Annotated in this window: 22 protein-coding genes; 2 read left to right on the top strand and 20 right to left on the bottom strand. The window is 57.4% G+C overall.

What is annotated here, in order from left to right; all coding sequences use genetic code 11:
- Positions 1-2: 2 nt before the first annotated feature.
- The 5 genes from AB4P97_RS13855 to AB4P97_RS13835 all read right to left on the bottom strand — a co-directional run bounded on the left by AB4P97_RS13855 (position 3) and on the right by AB4P97_RS13835 (position 1682).
- Positions 3-236, bottom strand: coding sequence for a hypothetical protein (locus tag AB4P97_RS13855; protein ID WP_395602866.1), 234 nt, complete (start codon positions 234-236; stop codon positions 3-5).
- Positions 237-311: 75 nt separating this feature from the next.
- Positions 312-683 carry a hypothetical protein gene (locus tag AB4P97_RS13850; protein ID WP_395602865.1) on the bottom strand — a complete coding sequence of 124 codons (372 nt, stop codon included), beginning with the start codon at positions 681-683 and terminating at the stop codon, positions 312-314.
- Positions 680-970 (bottom strand): ogr/Delta-like zinc finger family protein, encoded by a 291-nt coding sequence (locus tag AB4P97_RS13845; RefSeq protein ID WP_038979812.1) that lies wholly within the window; start codon positions 968-970, stop codon positions 680-682. The genes AB4P97_RS13850 and AB4P97_RS13845 overlap by 4 nt, the downstream gene beginning before the upstream one ends.
- Positions 967-1440, bottom strand: coding sequence for a YmfL family putative regulatory protein (locus tag AB4P97_RS13840; protein WP_150694801.1), 474 nt, complete (start codon positions 1438-1440; stop codon positions 967-969). The genes AB4P97_RS13845 and AB4P97_RS13840 overlap by 4 nt, the downstream gene beginning before the upstream one ends.
- Before the next feature lie 29 nt (positions 1441-1469).
- The gene (locus AB4P97_RS13835) at positions 1470-1682 is read right to left on the bottom strand and encodes a DNA-binding protein (protein WP_227972709.1); all 213 of its coding nucleotides are present in this window, start codon (positions 1680-1682) and stop codon (positions 1470-1472) included.
- A gap of 85 nt (positions 1683-1767) precedes the next feature.
- Here AB4P97_RS13835 and AB4P97_RS13830 point away from each other — a divergent pair, with 85 nt between their 5' ends.
- Positions 1768-2088, top strand: a complete 321-nt coding sequence (locus AB4P97_RS13830) for a helix-turn-helix domain-containing protein (RefSeq protein ID WP_395602864.1) — start codon at positions 1768-1770, stop codon at positions 2086-2088.
- Between the two features lie 9 nt (positions 2089-2097).
- A complete protein-coding gene (locus AB4P97_RS13825; protein WP_395602863.1) occupies positions 2098-2445 on the top strand; it encodes a DUF2511 domain-containing protein in 348 nt (115 codons plus the stop codon).
- A gap of 319 nt (positions 2446-2764) precedes the next feature.
- Here AB4P97_RS13825 and AB4P97_RS13820 read toward each other — a convergent pair whose 3' ends face one another.
- The 15 genes from AB4P97_RS13820 to AB4P97_RS13750 all read right to left on the bottom strand — a co-directional run bounded on the left by AB4P97_RS13820 (position 2765) and on the right by AB4P97_RS13750 (position 15975).
- Positions 2765-3583 carry an FRG domain-containing protein gene (locus AB4P97_RS13820; RefSeq protein WP_395602862.1) on the bottom strand — a complete coding sequence of 273 codons (819 nt, stop codon included), beginning with the start codon at positions 3581-3583 and terminating at the stop codon, positions 2765-2767.
- Between the two features lie 35 nt (positions 3584-3618).
- Complete coding sequence (locus tag AB4P97_RS13815) at positions 3619-4692, bottom strand: DUF6161 domain-containing protein (RefSeq protein ID WP_395602861.1); 1074 nt, start codon at positions 4690-4692, stop codon at positions 3619-3621.
- 73 nt (positions 4693-4765) lie between these two features.
- Positions 4766-6028 (bottom strand): phage late control D family protein, encoded by a 1263-nt coding sequence (locus AB4P97_RS13810; protein WP_395602860.1) that lies wholly within the window; start codon positions 6026-6028, stop codon positions 4766-4768.
- Complete coding sequence (locus tag AB4P97_RS13805) at positions 6025-6465, bottom strand: phage tail protein (protein ID WP_150694807.1); 441 nt, start codon at positions 6463-6465, stop codon at positions 6025-6027. The genes AB4P97_RS13810 and AB4P97_RS13805 overlap by 4 nt, the downstream gene beginning before the upstream one ends.
- A 6-nt stretch (positions 6466-6471) precedes the next feature.
- Positions 6472-9195 (bottom strand): phage tail tape measure protein, encoded by a 2724-nt coding sequence (locus AB4P97_RS13800; RefSeq protein ID WP_395602859.1) that lies wholly within the window; start codon positions 9193-9195, stop codon positions 6472-6474.
- Positions 9185-9304, bottom strand: a complete 120-nt coding sequence (locus AB4P97_RS13795; protein ID WP_041752072.1) for a GpE family phage tail protein — start codon at positions 9302-9304, stop codon at positions 9185-9187. Before AB4P97_RS13795 ends, AB4P97_RS13800 begins: the two co-directional genes overlap by 11 nt.
- Before the next feature lie 8 nt (positions 9305-9312).
- Positions 9313-9645 (bottom strand): phage tail assembly protein, encoded by a 333-nt coding sequence (locus AB4P97_RS13790; protein WP_395602858.1) that lies wholly within the window; start codon positions 9643-9645, stop codon positions 9313-9315.
- Between the two features lie 33 nt (positions 9646-9678).
- On the bottom strand, positions 9679-10194 hold the full coding sequence (locus AB4P97_RS13785; protein WP_395602857.1) for a phage major tail tube protein: 516 nt from the start codon (positions 10192-10194) through the stop codon (positions 9679-9681).
- A 57-nt stretch (positions 10195-10251) separates the two neighbouring features.
- Positions 10252-11421: a phage tail sheath protein gene (locus AB4P97_RS13780; RefSeq protein ID WP_395602856.1), complete on the bottom strand. Its 1170-nt coding sequence runs from the start codon at positions 11419-11421 to the stop codon at positions 10252-10254.
- 119 nt (positions 11422-11540) lie between these two features.
- Positions 11541-11966 carry a phage tail assembly chaperone gene (locus AB4P97_RS13775; RefSeq protein ID WP_395602855.1) on the bottom strand — a complete coding sequence of 142 codons (426 nt, stop codon included), beginning with the start codon at positions 11964-11966 and terminating at the stop codon, positions 11541-11543.
- Between the two features lie 9 nt (positions 11967-11975).
- The gene (locus tag AB4P97_RS13770; protein WP_395602854.1) at positions 11976-13538 is read right to left on the bottom strand and encodes a phage tail protein; all 1563 of its coding nucleotides are present in this window, start codon (positions 13536-13538) and stop codon (positions 11976-11978) included.
- Positions 13531-14154 carry a phage tail protein I gene (locus AB4P97_RS13765; RefSeq protein WP_395602853.1) on the bottom strand — a complete coding sequence of 208 codons (624 nt, stop codon included), beginning with the start codon at positions 14152-14154 and terminating at the stop codon, positions 13531-13533. Before AB4P97_RS13765 ends, AB4P97_RS13770 begins: the two co-directional genes overlap by 8 nt.
- The gene (locus AB4P97_RS13760; protein WP_395602852.1) at positions 14154-15065 is read right to left on the bottom strand and encodes a baseplate J/gp47 family protein; all 912 of its coding nucleotides are present in this window, start codon (positions 15063-15065) and stop codon (positions 14154-14156) included. The genes AB4P97_RS13765 and AB4P97_RS13760 overlap by 1 nt, the downstream gene beginning before the upstream one ends.
- A complete protein-coding gene (locus AB4P97_RS13755) occupies positions 15062-15406 on the bottom strand; it encodes a GPW/gp25 family protein (RefSeq protein WP_115989328.1) in 345 nt (114 codons plus the stop codon). The genes AB4P97_RS13760 and AB4P97_RS13755 overlap by 4 nt, the downstream gene beginning before the upstream one ends.
- Positions 15403-15975 carry a phage baseplate assembly protein V gene (locus AB4P97_RS13750; protein ID WP_395602851.1) on the bottom strand — a complete coding sequence of 191 codons (573 nt, stop codon included), beginning with the start codon at positions 15973-15975 and terminating at the stop codon, positions 15403-15405. The genes AB4P97_RS13755 and AB4P97_RS13750 overlap by 4 nt, the downstream gene beginning before the upstream one ends.

Here is a 15975-nt window from a genome sequence, read left to right as displayed (position 1 = left end):
GCTTACTTCACTTCGCCGAGACTGTGTTTAAGGGCGCCAATCAGGCGTTTTTGCGCGGCCATCACCGGGAAGGCCGACAGCAGCGAGCCGTGCCGTAAACCCTCGGGGATCATGCGAAAGCGATCGTCATACCAGTACTCGTTGAACTGCATCGAGTACTGGGCGCGCAGTGCCTGGAGCAAGGCTTCGGCCTGTGCGCGGGGCAGTTTTGCGGTGAGGGCGATGTCGATTTCCATAATCCACCTCGGATTTCAGGCAAAGCTCACCCAAACCCACGGGGAGCGGGGCAGGGCGGGGTGTTTAAAAAGGGGTTACAGAGGGTGGTGCTTGTACGCGCAATCGCGCTGGGCGAGCAGGGTCTGCGGCAGCAGCCTCGCCGGTACCGGGTAGCGCAGGTCGGCACGGGTGTCGATCAAGTGCACGACCGTGCAGCCGGGGCTGTTGCCCCAGTCCACACCGATCCACTTGCGCTGATTGATCACCTGCAATTCAGTCCAGGCGTTGTGCACCAGTCGCTCCGCCATGAAGACAGGCACCTCCAGCGACGTGGCCAAGTGGCGAACGCAGTTTTCATAGAGTAGGTCCGAGTCCACTAGGTACTGCGCTTCGTGCCGTTGCAGGTAAGCGAACGCGGCACGTTGCATGCTGCTGCGGTAGTCGTGGGTCAACTGATCGTGGTTCATTGCGCACACTCCATTTCCATTTGGTCGAGCAGGTCGGGTTGATCGTTGGCGGTTTTCATCGCGGCGCGGCGCAGGGCGATGTCGGCGATGGGCAAGCGCACTGATGGGTTGGCCATGCCGCTGGGACTCATTTCGTGAGTCATTTCGAACTCGGCACGTACCGACCAGCCGCAAGCCTCGTTGGTGCATTGCAGGTAGGCCACGCGCAGGAAAATGTGTGTGCCTTCGCTGGTGCGGATACGCATGCGGCCGAGGCAGTGCGGGCAAACCAGTTTGTATGTACTCACCCAGCGATCCCCCGACCGTGCAGTTGAATGGTGGCCAGCACTTCGGCGTAGCGGGCGGACATGTAGTGCACCAGAGCGTTGATGATTGCTTGGGCTTCGCAGGACTCAATGACACCGTCGTCGAGTGCTTTGGCAATGATCTGATCAACCATCCCGCGCTTGGCGGCGGCTTTGACTGAGCGGTTGTACAACTCGACGTTGTCCAGGTCCGCCGACGCGGTCAGCGGGACAAACATGCCGCCGTATTTGGCTGCGATGTAGTCCGGCAGGAAGGTTGTTCCTGCTACCTGTTCGAGGCGATGAATGTGGTCGTCACTCAGCGGTCGGCTGCCGGCGTTTTCATAGGCCTGGTTGTCGAACTTTTTGAGTGGCATTCCCAAGTCGGCAGCGGCGTAAATGCGACCTCCCTGGTAAGCACCGATCACTGCGCTGACTACGTCTTTCCTGTTGGCTAGAACTGGGCGTTTCATCTTCTGGTTTCCTCCCTGAGCCAACAGGCTTAGTTTTCAATCACGCGGTCTTTGATACCGAGAAGTACTGCGGCGCGATGGGCTTCTCCCCGCAGGCACTTCTTCTGGCCGTTCAACACCGCGTAAACGGTTGAGGGGTGCAGATCGTTCTGAAGGGCAAAGTCCTTTACGGACATGCCTTTGCGTTCCAGCCGCGTTCTAGCGGCCTGGCAGGCTTGCTCGGGTGCGTAGGTGGCGTGCATAGTTCAAATTCGTGTGATTTCGCGTAATGGTTTGATGATATTGGTTCAGTAAATTGAACCTGTCAACGCTAGAGGTTCAAAAAATATGACCATCGGTGAACGGCTGAAGGAAGAAAGGTCGCGTCTAGGCCTCAGCCAGACTGATTTAGGTGCTGCTGGCGGTGTCGGTAAAACCACCCAAATAAATTATGAGAAAGGTACCGGTACGCCGGATGCGAAGTACTTAGCTGCTGTCGAAGAGCTTGGTGTCGATGTGCTTTACGTGGTGACAGGCCGGCGCGTACCGGTCTCGGATCAGCTTATTGCGATTGATGAGCTGGAAATGGTGCTGAACGTGCGCGGTCTTCTGAGCGAAGACAAAGAGGCCGTGAAGCGATTGATGCTCGCGTTCAGTAATAAAAAATAGGGGCAATAAATGCTTAAAGGGATGTTGGCACTAATCGGAATATGCACGTTTGTAGCTTTGGCCGGCTGCGGGGCGGATAGCAAAACTGAAACGGTCAGCAGCAAGGACTTTGGTGATAACTGGCCGTTCACTGTTGAGAGCGCAGAGCTGTCGTGTGAGCCAAACCCACCCAAGGCATTGATGAGGACATCGGACGGTACTCTCTATGCGCTCAATGCCAGCGCGCTCAAAATCGCCAGCGAGCGAGGATGGTCTGATGCCAGGGATCTGGCCAAACCGAGTCGCTGGGTGCCGTCTGTGAAAATGGATCACGTCAGCATCTCGCAACGGGCAATAGATCTATGTCCGACGTCTTAAACTTTTTACAAGATTTCTTTTCGTAGGCTGGTGACACACCGAAACATGCTGAGAATCGCTCACTCCCCGGGTGCTTTGGTCGGCACCGATGCAGGTGCCGGGTACCTGAATGTGTTAAATGGAGTGATACATGTCGGTGAAGAGCGAACAGCATTGGAATCAGTCAGCGGTAATTGAACTGACGGACCTAAGCGAACGTGAACGGATGATAGTGCAGCTATTCAGGCGGCTCGACGAAGTGAGTAAAAATGACATACTCCTTTTTCTAGATGTCTTGTTGAAAAAGTAATTAAATTAGAACCCGGCTCTCGCCGGGTTTTTATTTGAGATGAAATTCTCGAAGTGCTAGTGTGGACATGAGCGCTTCTTCGCTGCCATAAAGTGAGTGAAGGTTTAAGTTGAATTGGTCAAGTTTTGAAAGTACTTTGTATTTTTCATTTTTTGGTAGTGTTATTTTGTATAGTTTTTTGGGGTAACGCTTTCTATATTCTTCGTGTGATTGCAGTTCGTAGTCCGGTCCTAGCAGGGTTTTTATTCTGTTAAAACATAAAGTGTACTGTGCCTGCTGTACTGAGTGTCTTCTGTGAGTATCCATGTAGGGGCCAATGGTAAAGATCTGAGTAGCTGGAGTAGGAAGGTAATCCTCCAGATTTCCGTTAAAAAGCTGTTGTACAAAAATTGCTACCTTATCTCCATTATTCTCATCTGCTCCTGAGTATGCAAAGAGAGCGGCGATATATGGAGATCTTGTCCAGTCGAGAAGGGGGGATGGAAAGCCGTGATGACGTAGGTATACAAGATATTCCAGTGATGGTATTCCAGCATTCAAGTACGGATTCGTATCGTCTTCTATCAACCTTCCGCTCTTGTCAACAATAGGGGGCCAGCTTTTCCCTGAGTAAAGTTCCACCTGATGCTTTATCCTAGCAGCGGCGCCAAGGTATTCATTCATGGTTGTAACTTTGGGGCACTCTCTTTCAAGTGTGGTTTGAAGAGGCCAGCTGTCATCCGCATGTCCACGAAATAGAAGTGGCGTAAAGTACGAATCAGTTTCCATGCTTGCTTGCTTCTGTTTTAGTTGAAGCTCTTCAATCCATGATTCGAAATGCTTAAAGCTTTCAAAATCCAGCTTTTCCATGTTTCTGACTCTTTGGTTTATATTTTTGCTAGCTGTCACTTTTTCTGAAGCATCGCTTCAATAATTCTAATATATTCTGGGGAGGTTGAATCGTCAGTTAGGCTGTTGCTGGAGGGTCTGAACAAGGTTGTATAAAATAGCATTCGGATTTCTGCGGCTTGTTCAGCTTTTGTGCTGTCCATTGCTATATATGTTTTAATCATGGTGGAGCGCTCTAGAGCTTCTATTTCTAGTGCGAGATTGGTCATCATTAGTTTGACAAGTATTCTAATAAGCCAAATTGCCGCTGTTGTGCATATGATCAAAAGAGCAATGCTGAATTTTTCTACGGGTAATGTAAGTGGTATTCCGTATATGTTGTAGGTTTCTCCGTTTTTATAAACGGAAAAGGTTAGGAATACTAATATGGAAACGAAAAATAGAGATGCTGTTATGACTCCTTTACGATAGGAGCGAGCTTTTGTTCTGTGTTTTTTCTCTCGCTCTTCCCAGTATTTAACTGGTTCGGCTGAAAGGATTGCATTGGTAGCAGCGGTTACGGTGTTGGATATTTCGGTGGTAGCGAGTTCCAGTTGTTCTTTGAGGTTGTCTTGAACATCTTTTTTTGTGGTCTCAGCAAAAATATTGAATGATTTTCTATTCTCGGTGAGTGATGATGTGTACGTTTCATGTTCTGACGTTATGGTGTTTTTAAGCTGTTCTTCGAGGTGCTTTAGTTCGGACTTGTACTTGTTTATGTATAGGGTTGATTGCTGTAGGATTAGTGACTGAAATAGGTATCGAGCAGTCTGAAATTGATTGTTTTTGGCGAACTCGATCATGTGTTCGGCATGTGGGTGTTCGTCATGGAATGGTAGTGGTTGTGTATCTTGAAATAGTTGGAGTGAGGTGATGTCGTTGGCGTTTACAAGCATTCCGTTGATTGTTCTAAGGTAGCTTTCTACTACGCTGCGCTCATTATTTAAAACTCCATTGCTTCGTAGTATATTTAAGATGTCATCCCAGAATATTTTTTCCTTCTGTAGCCAAAATTTTTGGCTTTTATCGTCCATCTCTTTCACATGATCAAACCGGTCTAAATGTTCTAGGCTGATGTTCTCAAATTGCATTTCCACTATGCTCGTCAGATTGGGGTGGCCTCATGATATCAAACAAAAGGGCTTCGAATCATCGCAAGCATTGTCAGCCTTTCTGTAACCGCTTCAACTCTCGCTCAACCGCCCGTTTTGCTGTTTTTTCGGTGGCGTATAACCAACGCAAACGTCGCGGCTTGCTCTGATCTCCAGCAGTCACCTTCTTCTCCTTCCCAATCTTCTCGTCGCGGTAGTATGCGATGATCCCTGTGAAATCCCCCTTGTTCTCTTCCACCTGGCCCTCAACGGTATCCTCCGGTAGCTTGCTCTCCAGCTCTAGGCTGACGGTGTAGCCATTGTCCGCACTTAGCGTGTGATGCACGTTCCCCCCATACCAGATGATTTCGTCAATCTCCGGTTTAACCCCTTCGAGCGTATAGGTCAGCTCTGGAATCAAGTCCGGTCGGCCCATGGCCAAGGTGTAGCTGAGTGTCGAGCTCCCTCGCTGTAGCCTGTTGAACTCGGCCCGCGCAGCGCGCAGGGCAGACTGGCGGTCGCTGTAGGTGTGGCGCAGATCCTTGAGGTTTTCGCCGCCACCGGCGATGGCTTCTTGTTTCTTGGCGCTGTTCACATCGTAGAAGTAAGCGCGCACGCCGTCGTAGCTATCACGGTCTGCTTGCAGATAGCGGTGCTGGTCGCCGTCGGCGCGGGTAAGCGTGATGTGGGGCAGCTCGGCGCCGCTGGCGGTCTTGCCTCCGCCGGCCGGAAGACACAGCAGGCAACCGGCTTTGACTGTGACCACGGCGTCGAACTCTTCGCCGACACGGCTGATCAGGTTGGCGTCGGACTCGTTGGCCTGGTCCAGTTGCAGGATAGGCAAACCGTCGAGCGCGCCGGCGATGGTGGCGGTCAGACCGTTGCCTAGGGCGATATCGCCCAACACGTCACCGAGCGTGGTGTTGCTCCAGCTGCGCTCGCGTTTGGTTTTCAGGCCTTTGCGCAGATCTGCGGATCGGGCGCGGATACTCAGCACGTCCGGAGCGCCGGAATGCTCGGTTTCATCAACGGTGTAAGTGCCCTTGTCGACCAGTCCGGTATCACTCCAGCCGAGCCACAACCGAACCACCGAGCCCTTGAGCGGGATCGCGAGCAGTCCGTCGTGGTCGCTGAGGGTGATGCTCAGTTGATCGGCCTCGATGCCGCGATTGTCGGTCAGGTCGAGGCTCATCAGGCGCGGGCTGATCAGTTGGGCGATGTCGTTGCCGTCCACGGTGATGCGAAACGCCGGTACCGGGTAGGCTGCTTCGCGCTTGTAGCGCTCGATGGTCTTGTCCAGAAAACCGGTGACGCGGGAGAGGGCTGCGTCGATCACAGCAGCGCCCTCATGATGCTGACGCCGGCGCTGGTACCGGCGCCGATCAGGTCGATACGGTCGTCATCGATGCGCTTGAGGCTGAGGGTGAATTCGATGCGGCGCGGCGTGCCGTCGCGGAAGAAAATCGTCTTGGTTTCGCTCAGGCTTTCGATGATCCACAGGCCGTAAATCCGACCGCTCCCTTCGACCATTGGCCACGCCTTGCCGGTGTTGGCCATCAAGCGCAAGGCGTCGAGGCTGAGGGCGCTGCCGGCGAGTTCCGGCAGGATGATGCCGGGCAGGGTGATGGAGTCATCACCACGGCCGACGAACTGGCGGGCCGGCGCGGCGCCGACGCGGTTGCTGCTGGCGTGGCGCCATTCGGTTTGGCGTTGCAGTTCTTGGTAGGCGGCGGTGGAGAGACTGAAAACGAACATGCCCAGGGCAAGCATCATGGCGGGTTACTCCAGGTCGGACAGTTTGCTGCGCTGGCGGGCGCTCTTTTCGCTGGAGACACGGGCCAGCTCGGCGCGCACGGCGCGGGCGATGGCGCGCTCATCCATGCCGGGCGTGGTGTGGATGTTGATTTCGTAGGTGTCGTGACTGTCGTAGGCTGCGGCCGGTGCCGGACTGATAGGCGCGCGGTTGTCGATCGACACTGAAGAGGATGCGGCGGCGCCGGTCGGCAACTGCGGCAGCCCGATGGCGCCGAGCGGGCCAGCCACGGCGCCGAGCGCCCGTTGCCCGGCCGACACGACTTGTTTGCCCATGTCAGTGATGGCGCCCAGCGGGCCATCCTGGCCACCTTGCAGACCTTGGGTCAGCCCGGCCATGGTGAAGCCGCCGAGTGCGGTGAACACGCGGGACGGGCTGTGGATGCCGAGCTTTTCCTTGAACATGTTGATGGCCGAATCAGCGATAGAGCTGACGGCGTTCGTGATTTGCCCCAACCCCGCGAGCAGTCCGTTGACCAGGCCGTTGACCAGCATGTTGCCGAACTCGGTAAAGCGGCTCGGCAGATCTACGCCGAGGTAGCTCAGTACGCCAGCGAAGGCCTGGTAGATCAGGCCGATGGGGCTGAAGTTGGCGAGCGTGTTGAGGATTCCGCCGATACCGCCACTGAAGCCGGCTTTGATCTCAGTCCAGGCGTTGCTGAAGTAGAGTTTCACCGCGTCCCAGTTGCTGTAGATCAGGTAAGCCGCACCGGCGAGCACGGCAACGACGGCACCGATGGCCAGCGCCACCGGGTTGGTGGCGAGGCCCCAAAGTGCAATGCTGACGGTTCGCAGGGCGGTTACCAGCGCGCCGCTGAGTGTGCTGGCCAGCGTGCGAAGGCCTTGGCCCAGCATGGGGAGTGCATTGCGGGCCAGACCGGTGATGGTGGGGGCGAGCTTTTGCATGATTCTCAGCGTGCCACCACCCTGCATGCCAAACATCGCCATGCCGTAACGAATCACGGCAAACGGGCCGAGCAGGCTGGCCATGCCGATGGCCAAACCACCGAACACGAACGACAGACCGGCAACCAGCGCCACGACTTTGACCAGGCCGCCGGCGAGTTTGGGGTTTTCCCGCGCCCAGGCGCCGACGTTGTTGGCGACTTCACCGAGAGTGTTGATCAGCTCTTTCAGCTCCGGCGCGACGGCGGCACCGAACTCGGCCATGGCGTTGGTGAAGCTGCCTTCGGCGGCTTCCATGACGTTGGTCAAGGTGCTGAGTTGCTCATTGACCCGTGTGCGCAGGTCGGCTTGATTCTGGAGCTTCTGCTGCACCTCTTTGTAACCCGCCAGCCCTTTGTTCATCATGGTGTTCAGGGTGGTCATGGTTTCCGAGTCATCACCGAATAGGTCCTTGATGGTCTCGGTACGGTCTTCGTCGTTCAGCCCCTTGAGCTTTTCGACCTGGGCGAACAGGTTCTCCAACCCGGCGAAGTTGCCTTCCTTGTTCGTGAAGCTGAATTGAATCTTCTGGCCCTTGAGCTGGCGGATCTTGTTGACGTCGTCGACCTTGTCCTTGTTCAAGCCCGCCTGAAAGATTTTGCGGAAGGCGTTACCAGCGGCGCCGCCTTCCATGCCGGCCTGATCCATCATGATTAGCAGCGGGGCCAGTTCGTTGGCGGCCTCGATCCCTGACTTCTTGATGGTGTCCATCACCGGGGCAATTTTGCTGAAGCCCTGCAGCATGTTGGTCGAATCGACACCGGAGTAGAACCCGCGCTGAATGGTGTCCATCAGAGCCATCATGTCCTTCTCGGACGTGCGCGTGGCGTCCTGCATCTTGGCCGCGAACTCGGCGGCTTCGGCCACCGGCATTTTCAATTGCACGCCCAGGTACGCGGCGGCTTCGCCGGTACCGCCGAGAATGCTTTGCGCGCTGAGGCCTTGGCGCCGCAGCATGGTCATCATTTCTTGAAAGTCGGCGGTGGTGCCGGGCAAGCGGTCGCCGAGTTTGGTGGCGAGGTCGGTGATTTTCTGGAAGTCCTCGGCCACTTTGCCGGTGTTGTCCATCATCGATACTTTCAGCTGCGTGGCTGAGTCTTCGTTCGGCGCGAATGCGCCAACGGCTTTGGCCAGCGGGCGGCTCGCCGCATAACCCACGCCCAGCCCGGCGGCACCGTTGACCGCCATGTCACTGGCAAGGCTTTGCGTCTTCGCCAGTTTGGCGCGCTCAGCGGCCATGCGTTTTTGCTGGGCATTCAGCGCGACCAGCCGTTTGCCCTGTTCGCTGATCGTGGCGTTAGTGGCGCCGATCTGCTCGCGCAACTGGCGTTCGTGGGTGCCGAGGTCTTTGGTGCTGATCCCTGCGCTGTACAGCTTCGAACGCAAGGTCTGCAACTGTTCGGACTGCTGCTGGTGCTGTTCTTTGAGCCGCTGAGCCTCATGCACGGCGGTGCGAAAATCCTTGGCGAGAGCCTTGGTCGGAACGCCCGTGGCGGCAAACTGCTGGCTGAGTGCGCGCACTTTGTCGCGGGCTGAGGTGAGGGCGGTTTCGGTCTGCTCAGCGGCGGCGCGCTGGGTGCGCCAGGCGCTGACGTCTTTCTGTTGGGCGTTGAGTTCCTTGAGCCGGTCGCGCGCGTCCTTGAGTGCGCGGGCAGCACCGATGCTGCCCTTGTCGATGGCTTTCAGGGGACCGCTCGCCCGGTCAATCGCGTTGAGCAGTACCTGAAGTTTTAAGTCATTCGCCATCGGTGGAACTCCGCACCCTGGCGCGCTCGCGCCAGTCCATCAGCTCTTGCAGGCCCAGCTGGTCCATGTCAGCCGGTGCCCAGTGAAAAACCACGGCCAGATCGGCCATGGCGTCCTCTACGCAACGAGGGAGGCGTCCGTCCTCACCGACTTCTGCAACAAAAAATGCGCGACCTTGTTACCGCAGGCGAGCAGGTCGGCCGGGTCCATGCCGGCGGCTTCGGTGGCGGTGATGCTCGGCGAGGTGATGCGTGGCAGCACCTTGAGCAGGGCGGCAACGTCGAGGTTCAGCAGGTCCACCAGGTGCACGCCGCGCAGTTCGCCGGAACAGGGTTTGCGCAGGGTGAGACTGGTCAGATAGGACTTGCCGCGAGTGATGGGCGTGTCGAGGGTAACAGTGTTGTCATCGGCTGCCGGCAGTGCTTCGTTATTGGTTTCTTCGGTATTCATGTGTTGCTCCAGGTAATGGTTTTAGGGAGTGGTTCAAAGGCCGATGGCGGATCGCTGTTTCTCCAGCATGTCCACGCCGTTGACCTTCTCGATGAAGTTGAGCAAGTCGACCTCGATGATTTCCTCGTTATCGACGATCAGCTTGTAGTAAGTGCAGGTGGTGGTGATGCTGTGCTCAGTGTCTTCACCAGGCTGCGCGTCGCCCATTTCGATGGTTTCGTGACGACCACGCAGCACGACTTCCACCGCACTGACTTCGCCGGTGTCGTCCTGTTGGAAAGAGCCGGCGAAACGCAGGGCGACGCCTGACGCATTGACCGCGCCAAACTGTTTGAGGGAAATCAGATCCAGTCCGCCGGTCTTCCATTCGAACTGGATGCCGTCGTCTGAAAAGCCAAGGTCAGCCTTTACCGGGCCATTCATGCCGCCGCCCCGGTAGGCTTCCATCTTGCGGCCGAGCGGGGGCAGGGTGACCGACTTGACCACACCCACGTAGTTGTTGGCGTCGTTGAAGAGATTCAGGTTTTTGAGCTTGCGTGGCATGGCCATGGCGGTGTTCTCCAGTACTTAGGCACGGGGTTGACTCCCCCTCGGGGGAGTCCCGGCTCAGCTGTTTACTTTGGCGGCGAAGTTGATGAGATAGCGGTCAGTGATGCGCTGTCGCAGGGTGAGGTCCTCCAGCGGTGGCACGGGGGTGTAGTCGTAGTCGATGTATAGCTTGCCGGCCTTGAGGGTGTCTTTGTCGTTGACATCTTCCGGGTACCAACAACTACCGCCGATCAGGTAACCGTTGGCGATCAACTCGCGGAACTTGGCGTTGTTGCTCTCGATGATGTCGCGCACCAGGGACGGGTTCATGGGTTTGTCGATGGCCCACATCTGCGCCTCAGCCATGGTGTCGGCGAGGATCTGCGCGGTGCGGGTGTAGTTCTCGAAAGCAAACAGCGGGTCGTCGCTGCAAGTACGACTGCCCCAGAAGCGGAAACCGCTCTCGTTGATCAGAGTGGTGACCTCGTTACCGTTGAGGTAGTTGGCATCGGTGGCCGGGTTTTGCAAATCCCAGAACACGTCAGCGCTGATGCCGGTGACACCGTTGACGGCGACGTTGGACAGGGTTTTGTGCCAGCCCACTTCCTGATCGATTTTGGCGCGCAATCCGAGGGCACGGGCGACGGCCGAGGCCTTCACGGTTTTGTCGGTCGTGGTGTCCCAATTCTGGAAGTCCGGCCAGATCACCATGACTTCGCGGGCGCCAAAGTTCTCGCGATAGGCGACGGCTTCTTCCTTGGTTTTGCAGTCCCAGGCACTGACGTAATTGAAGGCGCGCAGTTGTTGGCCGATGCTGACCAGTGCGGTGGCCACGGGTTGGCTGTCGAGGCCAGGCACACCGAGAATACGCGGCACCATGCCAACCTTGGCTTTTGCGGCGAGCAGGGCCTTCATGCCGGTGTACTTGCCGTCGGGAGTAGTGGTACCGATCAGGGCCGAGGTTGTTTCCGCTTCGGTGGCACCTTCCTTGACGCGAACCACGATGGTGTAGGGTTTGGTTTGGTCGGCAATGGCTTGCAGGCTGACCGCGAGGGTGCCCTTCACGCCTGCCTTGGCAATGGCGATTTGCACATTGGTCAGCAGTACCGGGGTGTCCAACGGAAAGAACGTCGCATCAGCATCGTCGGCCGTGCAGACCATGCCGATGACGGCGGTGGGGATGGTGCGAATGGGGCGGGTGCCGTCGTTGAGTTCGAGCACCCGCACGCCGTGAAGATAATCGGCCATGGATTTGCCTGCGCAGTAAATGAGATGACAGTGCACAGGCTGCCGCGCGCGCGCCGGATGGGCGAGCGCGCGGAGTTGTAGAGGGCGGTACTACAGGGATTAAGGTAATCGGGATGGCGTTACTGGATTACTTGGCTCAACCAGCTGGGTGCTTCCGGGCGATGGTCTGCCAAAGGAAACTCGCCAGATTCTGGCCAGTTGCGCAGCGCTCGGCGGTACACCTGAAGTTCTGCATATTGCTCAGTCGTTAGTGTGATGTCGGTACTTTCTTCCAGTTCGTCGCGGTGGCGGCTTACTACGCCGTCGGTCACGGTCAGTTGTACGTCCCGCCAAGCCCGCTCAGTATTTTCGAAAAATTCTGGCGGCGGTGCGGGTGGATCAACTAGCACCGGACAACCATCGAAGCCCCAATCAATCACCTTGCCCTTACCTTGGCCATCCATTAGCGCGGCATAAGCCTCAGCAGATATTTCCACGACGTCATCGGGCATTGAGTCGTGAATACTGCTATCGAAAAAAGTGCGTTCAGATTTTGAAGCAAACATAGATTCCCCTTACCAGCCGATAGCCAGCCATTCGAAAGAAAGCTGTTGTGCAGTACCGGCCTGTCCCGATGCCGCTAACGTCGTGTAGAACGTGGCACTTTGATTGGTGTATCCCCCAACGCTCGCCGTTGAGTTGTAAGCCGCCATATTTCTTGGAGTTGTAAACACCCGTAAGCATGCATTCGGAAATTTGATAGGGAACGTAACGGCCGCAGTACCTGCCGCATTCGCCGTCCCCATGCCCCACTGCATGACTATGCCGCTCGATGACTTCTTCCAGCCAAAATCCGACGTCAAGGCAGTGAACAGCGGCGAGTATTTCAGCGCCGCGTCACCACCTTCCATGATCCAGCCACTGCCATCGTTCAACCTCCTGAACACACCCATTGATGTTGCCGGCAATGAGAACGGACCGGCGACACTGTTGAGGCTGACGACAGACTGACCTGCTTTAGCCTGAACCGTCAGGGATACGGGCGTACTCACCAGCACGGTGATGACGGAACCAATCGGCACGGCCACAGCATCCGGCAAGGTCACCGTCGCGGTGGTCAATCCACCAATGGCCACCATCCGCCCGACATCAGCAGCGGTGAGAATTGTGTTGCCGGTGTAGCTGACCGCATCCGAATAACTGCCTTGGCAGCGTTGCACGAACTCAGTCGTGGCCAGCTTCTTGCTGCTGTCGAATTGCGGTGGAGTCGGGGCGGTTGGGTTATCTAAAAACTCCGGAGACTTGATCGGCGCGAAACCATAAGTGACGTTCTGGAATGCCAGCGGCGTGGTGCCCAGGACGATTTGCCCGTCTGTAATCAACTGCCAACGGGTGTCCGCCAACGTGTTGCCTTGCTCGACCGACACCAGCAACGCCGACGTCACCTCAGCGCTGGAATCGGCGTCTGCCGAACGCAGCCAGTTACCTGCGGCCGCAACCCAAATGCCGTTGTCTTTGGCGGCAATCTGATTTTTCACCAAGATCCGATCGCCGGCCAGTAATTGCACACCATCGATAGTCGGAAGTCCTGACAGCGCGATGTTTGCGGTGGTGGCGACCCGGACCGACTGCTTGTTATCCAGTTTGTAAAGCTCTTCCAGAATGCGTGTATCCACGTATTCCCGGGTTGCCAGCACCACCGATGGGTCAATCTTCAGCTGAATGTTCGACGTGCCGCTGGTGATGACGTGCATCCTCACCACCTGGTTGCGGCCAGAGCCTTGGGCGAGCAGGGGCTTATAGCTTGGCGCTACGTTGGCCACTGCCGAGAAAACCCCGTCCTTGTCCTCAAGTGCCAATTCACGAATCCACCATCCGCCAACGTCCGGGGGCAACACCAGCTCGGCGATGAGGATGTTGGCGTCGGTGGGTGATACGCGCAGTTGATTGAGCTGGGCGCGATATCGCTGATTGATCAACTTGGTTTGTGTGGGACTAGGAACCGGGTCGGTGCCGTTGGCATCACCGATCAGCATGTAACGCGGCTCCCACGGAATGCCGAGGGCGTCGCAGTTGGTTTTCTTGGCGGCGCCCAGCGTCGTCAGCATGCCGCCGAAAATAGAGTTCTGATCAACCATGGGGATACACGTCCAGTTCGTCGAGGGTGTAGAGGCTCACGCCGCTGTAACCCCGGACGGAGACGTCGATGTCCGGGTTGTTCCAGGGATACACGTCGATTTCATCGCCGTCGTAAACGGCGAAGCCAACGAAGGCGTCGAGTCGGGTTTCAAGAATGATGTCGAGGCCGGTGAGGTGACGGGTGAGGGGCTTGGCGTCGTCGATCAGCCAGACCAGTTCCTGATACATCGCTTCGGTGATGCCGGAGTCGAGGACGCCAATACGCAAGGCAAACGTACCGGACGTCCCGGGCGGAACGGTTTGCCACCACTCGGCGACTTCGATCAGATAGCCCAGCGGTTCCACCACTCGACGCAGTGAACCGATGGTGCCCTTGTGCGAGTGCACGTAATACGCGGCCCGGCAGGCGGCACGCTTGGCGGCTTCAGACCATTTGCTGTCCCATCGATCCACCGAAAACGCCCAGGCCAGATACGGCAGTAAGGACAGGGGGCACTGGTCAGGGTTGTAGAGCGTGCGCAACGGAATCGGCACGCGCTGGATTTCTGCCAAGGCCTGCGCGGCTTGGCGTTCCAGTGGTGTCGAGTTGCCGGGTAGCAATGGCTGGTAGGTCATCACTCAACCCCCAGTGTCAGTTCCACGCTCGTGCAATACGGCGCCTGGTATTTGGTTGCGACGATGTCTTCCCAGTCTTCCAGCACGACTTTGCGCACGCCCTCGACGTGCAGCGCGGCATGCACGATGGACTCGGAAATCTCCAATGCGAGGCGCCGACGCTGATGCACGAACTGGAGCAACTGGGCTTCGGCCGCTGCGAGTACTAATTCAGTTTCGGGGCCGTTGCTCAGCGGGTAGATCCTGGCCTTGATCTGGTAGTTGATGATTTCCGCGCCCTGGACCGTGAGACGATCCGCGACGGGGCGGCGGTCGTCGTCGCTGAGGTACGTTTTGACTTTGTCGAGCAGTGCCGGCGAGGCGGTGCCGTCTCCCAGCACCGATTGCACGGTGACCACGGCTTCAGCCGGCGCCGGGCTTTCGGCGGTGGCGTCAGCGACTTGTCCGTCAGCGGACCGGGCGTGAAAAATGTAGCTGTTGCGCGGGCCGGCGGTGCTGAGGCCTTCCCATGCCATTTGCGCTCGTTCGCGTAGGCTGTCGTCGCTTTCCATCAGCTTTGGGAGGGGCGGTACGGCTGTCGGGTTTGCAGCTTGAATGACCAAGCGCTTCACGTTGAAGTTGGCGGCGAGCTGTTCGAGGTCGGTGCCTTTGGCCAAGGCGAGCATATTGGCAACGGATGCTTCGTTGACCCGCTGACGCCAGACAGTTTCGCGGTAGGCGTTTTCCTCGAGTAATTTGGTCAGCGGCTCCGACTCCATGTTGAGCCGGGCGGCGATCTCGGGTTGTTCCTCGATCGGCCAGAGGCTGACGGCGTAGACCTTACGCTCGGCGAGGATCTGTTCGTAGTCGATCTGTTCGACGATCTGCGGCGCTGGCAGTTGGCCAAGGTCGATAGCGACGAAAGTATTCATACGCTGCCCCCCAGTTGCAGAGGCACGCTCAGGCTCAGCGGCTGATTGTTATCGACGATGGTGCCTTCGAACTCCAGCGACGCCTGGCCCTGAAGGTTTGCGCCGATGAACTGGATACGGCTGAGGCTGATGCGGGTTTCCCAGCGCATCAGGGCCATAACGGTGGCGGCGTAGACCTGCAACCGGGTGAAGTCGTTAAACGGCTGATCCACCAACTCGGGGAGCAGGCTGCCGTATTCGCGGCGCATGACGCGGGTGCCGATGCGCGTGGTCAGGATATCGGTGATGGACTGGGCGATGTGTTCGACCAGGCCGAGGGCGGCGCCGGTTTCTCGGTTCATTCCGGCTTCCCCGTTTTCGCGCTGCCGGGCATGACATTGCCGTGCAGGTGCTTCACCAGACTGATGCTGGCTGCGATGACATCTTCGGACACGGTGACCATGCCGGTGATGTTCTGGTTGCCGGTCTGGGTGTAGTCGCCTTCATGGGTGATCGGGCCGACGATGTGGATGCCGCCTGTGCTGACCAAGTTGGTAGTGCCGCCTTCGGCCAACGTCGCGTTGAGGTGGTGCGCAACGCTGTCGTACTCGATGACGGTGCCGTCGCGGTAGGTGCAGCGGTGCAGGCCTTCCCGGTCGCCGTTGGCCGGGATGTTGTCGCTGAACAGGCCGGTCAGGACGATGCCGTTGCTGAGTTGGCCGGATGGGCTGAAGAGGATGACCTGCTCGCCTTCGGTGGGCGGGTTCCATTCGCGGTCGGCGCCGGCGCGCGCGGCGATCCATGGGAGCCAGCCGGTGGTGAGCGATCCGGTTTTGACTTGCACACGTGGGGGCTTCATCTGGACGTCGGCGATGGTACCGAGACGGATGAGGTTTTCGATCAGGCGGGCGAGGGTGGCTAAGTCGTTCAT

This window comes from Pseudomonas sp. A1230, from assembly GCF_044218825.1.
Lineage (GTDB): Bacteria > Pseudomonadota > Gammaproteobacteria > Pseudomonadales > Pseudomonadaceae > Aquipseudomonas > Aquipseudomonas iridis.
This window is presented reverse-complemented; position numbering and strand designations above follow the sequence as displayed.

Coding starts and splice junctions, on each gene's coding strand:
- AB4P97_RS13855 (WP_395602866.1), bottom strand. CDS start 236: ATGGAAATCGACATCGCCCTCACCGCAAAACTGCCCCGCGCACAGGCC.
- AB4P97_RS13850 (WP_395602865.1), bottom strand. CDS start 683: ATGAACCACGATCAGTTGACCCACGACTACCGCAGCAGCATGCAACGT.
- AB4P97_RS13840 (WP_150694801.1), bottom strand. CDS start 1,440: ATGAAACGCCCAGTTCTAGCCAACAGGAAAGACGTAGTCAGCGCAGTG.
- AB4P97_RS13835 (WP_227972709.1), bottom strand. CDS start 1,682: ATGCACGCCACCTACGCACCCGAGCAAGCCTGCCAGGCCGCTAGAACG.
- AB4P97_RS13830 (WP_395602864.1), top strand. CDS start 1,768: ATGACCATCGGTGAACGGCTGAAGGAAGAAAGGTCGCGTCTAGGCCTC.
- AB4P97_RS13825 (WP_395602863.1), top strand. CDS start 2,098: ATGCTTAAAGGGATGTTGGCACTAATCGGAATATGCACGTTTGTAGCT.
- AB4P97_RS13820 (WP_395602862.1), bottom strand. CDS start 3,583: ATGGAAAAGCTGGATTTTGAAAGCTTTAAGCATTTCGAATCATGGATT.
- AB4P97_RS13815 (WP_395602861.1), bottom strand. CDS start 4,692: ATGCAATTTGAGAACATCAGCCTAGAACATTTAGACCGGTTTGATCAT.
- AB4P97_RS13805 (WP_150694807.1), bottom strand. CDS start 6,465: ATGATGCTTGCCCTGGGCATGTTCGTTTTCAGTCTCTCCACCGCCGCC.
- AB4P97_RS13800 (WP_395602859.1), bottom strand. CDS start 9,195: ATGGCGAATGACTTAAAACTTCAGGTACTGCTCAACGCGATTGACCGG.
- AB4P97_RS13795 (WP_041752072.1), bottom strand. CDS start 9,304: ATGGCCGATCTGGCCGTGGTTTTTCACTGGGCACCGGCTGACATGGAC.
- AB4P97_RS13790 (WP_395602858.1), bottom strand. CDS start 9,645: ATGAATACCGAAGAAACCAATAACGAAGCACTGCCGGCAGCCGATGAC.
- AB4P97_RS13785 (WP_395602857.1), bottom strand. CDS start 10,194: ATGGCCATGCCACGCAAGCTCAAAAACCTGAATCTCTTCAACGACGCC.
- AB4P97_RS13780 (WP_395602856.1), bottom strand. CDS start 11,421: ATGGCCGATTATCTTCACGGCGTGCGGGTGCTCGAACTCAACGACGGC.
- AB4P97_RS13775 (WP_395602855.1), bottom strand. CDS start 11,966: ATGTTTGCTTCAAAATCTGAACGCACTTTTTTCGATAGCAGTATTCAC.
- AB4P97_RS13770 (WP_395602854.1), bottom strand. CDS start 13,538: ATGGTTGATCAGAACTCTATTTTCGGCGGCATGCTGACGACGCTGGGC.
- AB4P97_RS13765 (WP_395602853.1), bottom strand. CDS start 14,154: ATGACCTACCAGCCATTGCTACCCGGCAACTCGACACCACTGGAACGC.
- AB4P97_RS13760 (WP_395602852.1), bottom strand. CDS start 15,065: ATGAATACTTTCGTCGCTATCGACCTTGGCCAACTGCCAGCGCCGCAG.
- AB4P97_RS13755 (WP_115989328.1), bottom strand. CDS start 15,406: ATGAACCGAGAAACCGGCGCCGCCCTCGGCCTGGTCGAACACATCGCC.
- AB4P97_RS13750 (WP_395602851.1), bottom strand. CDS start 15,975: ATGAACGACTTAGCCACCCTCGCCCGCCTGATCGAAAACCTCATCCGT.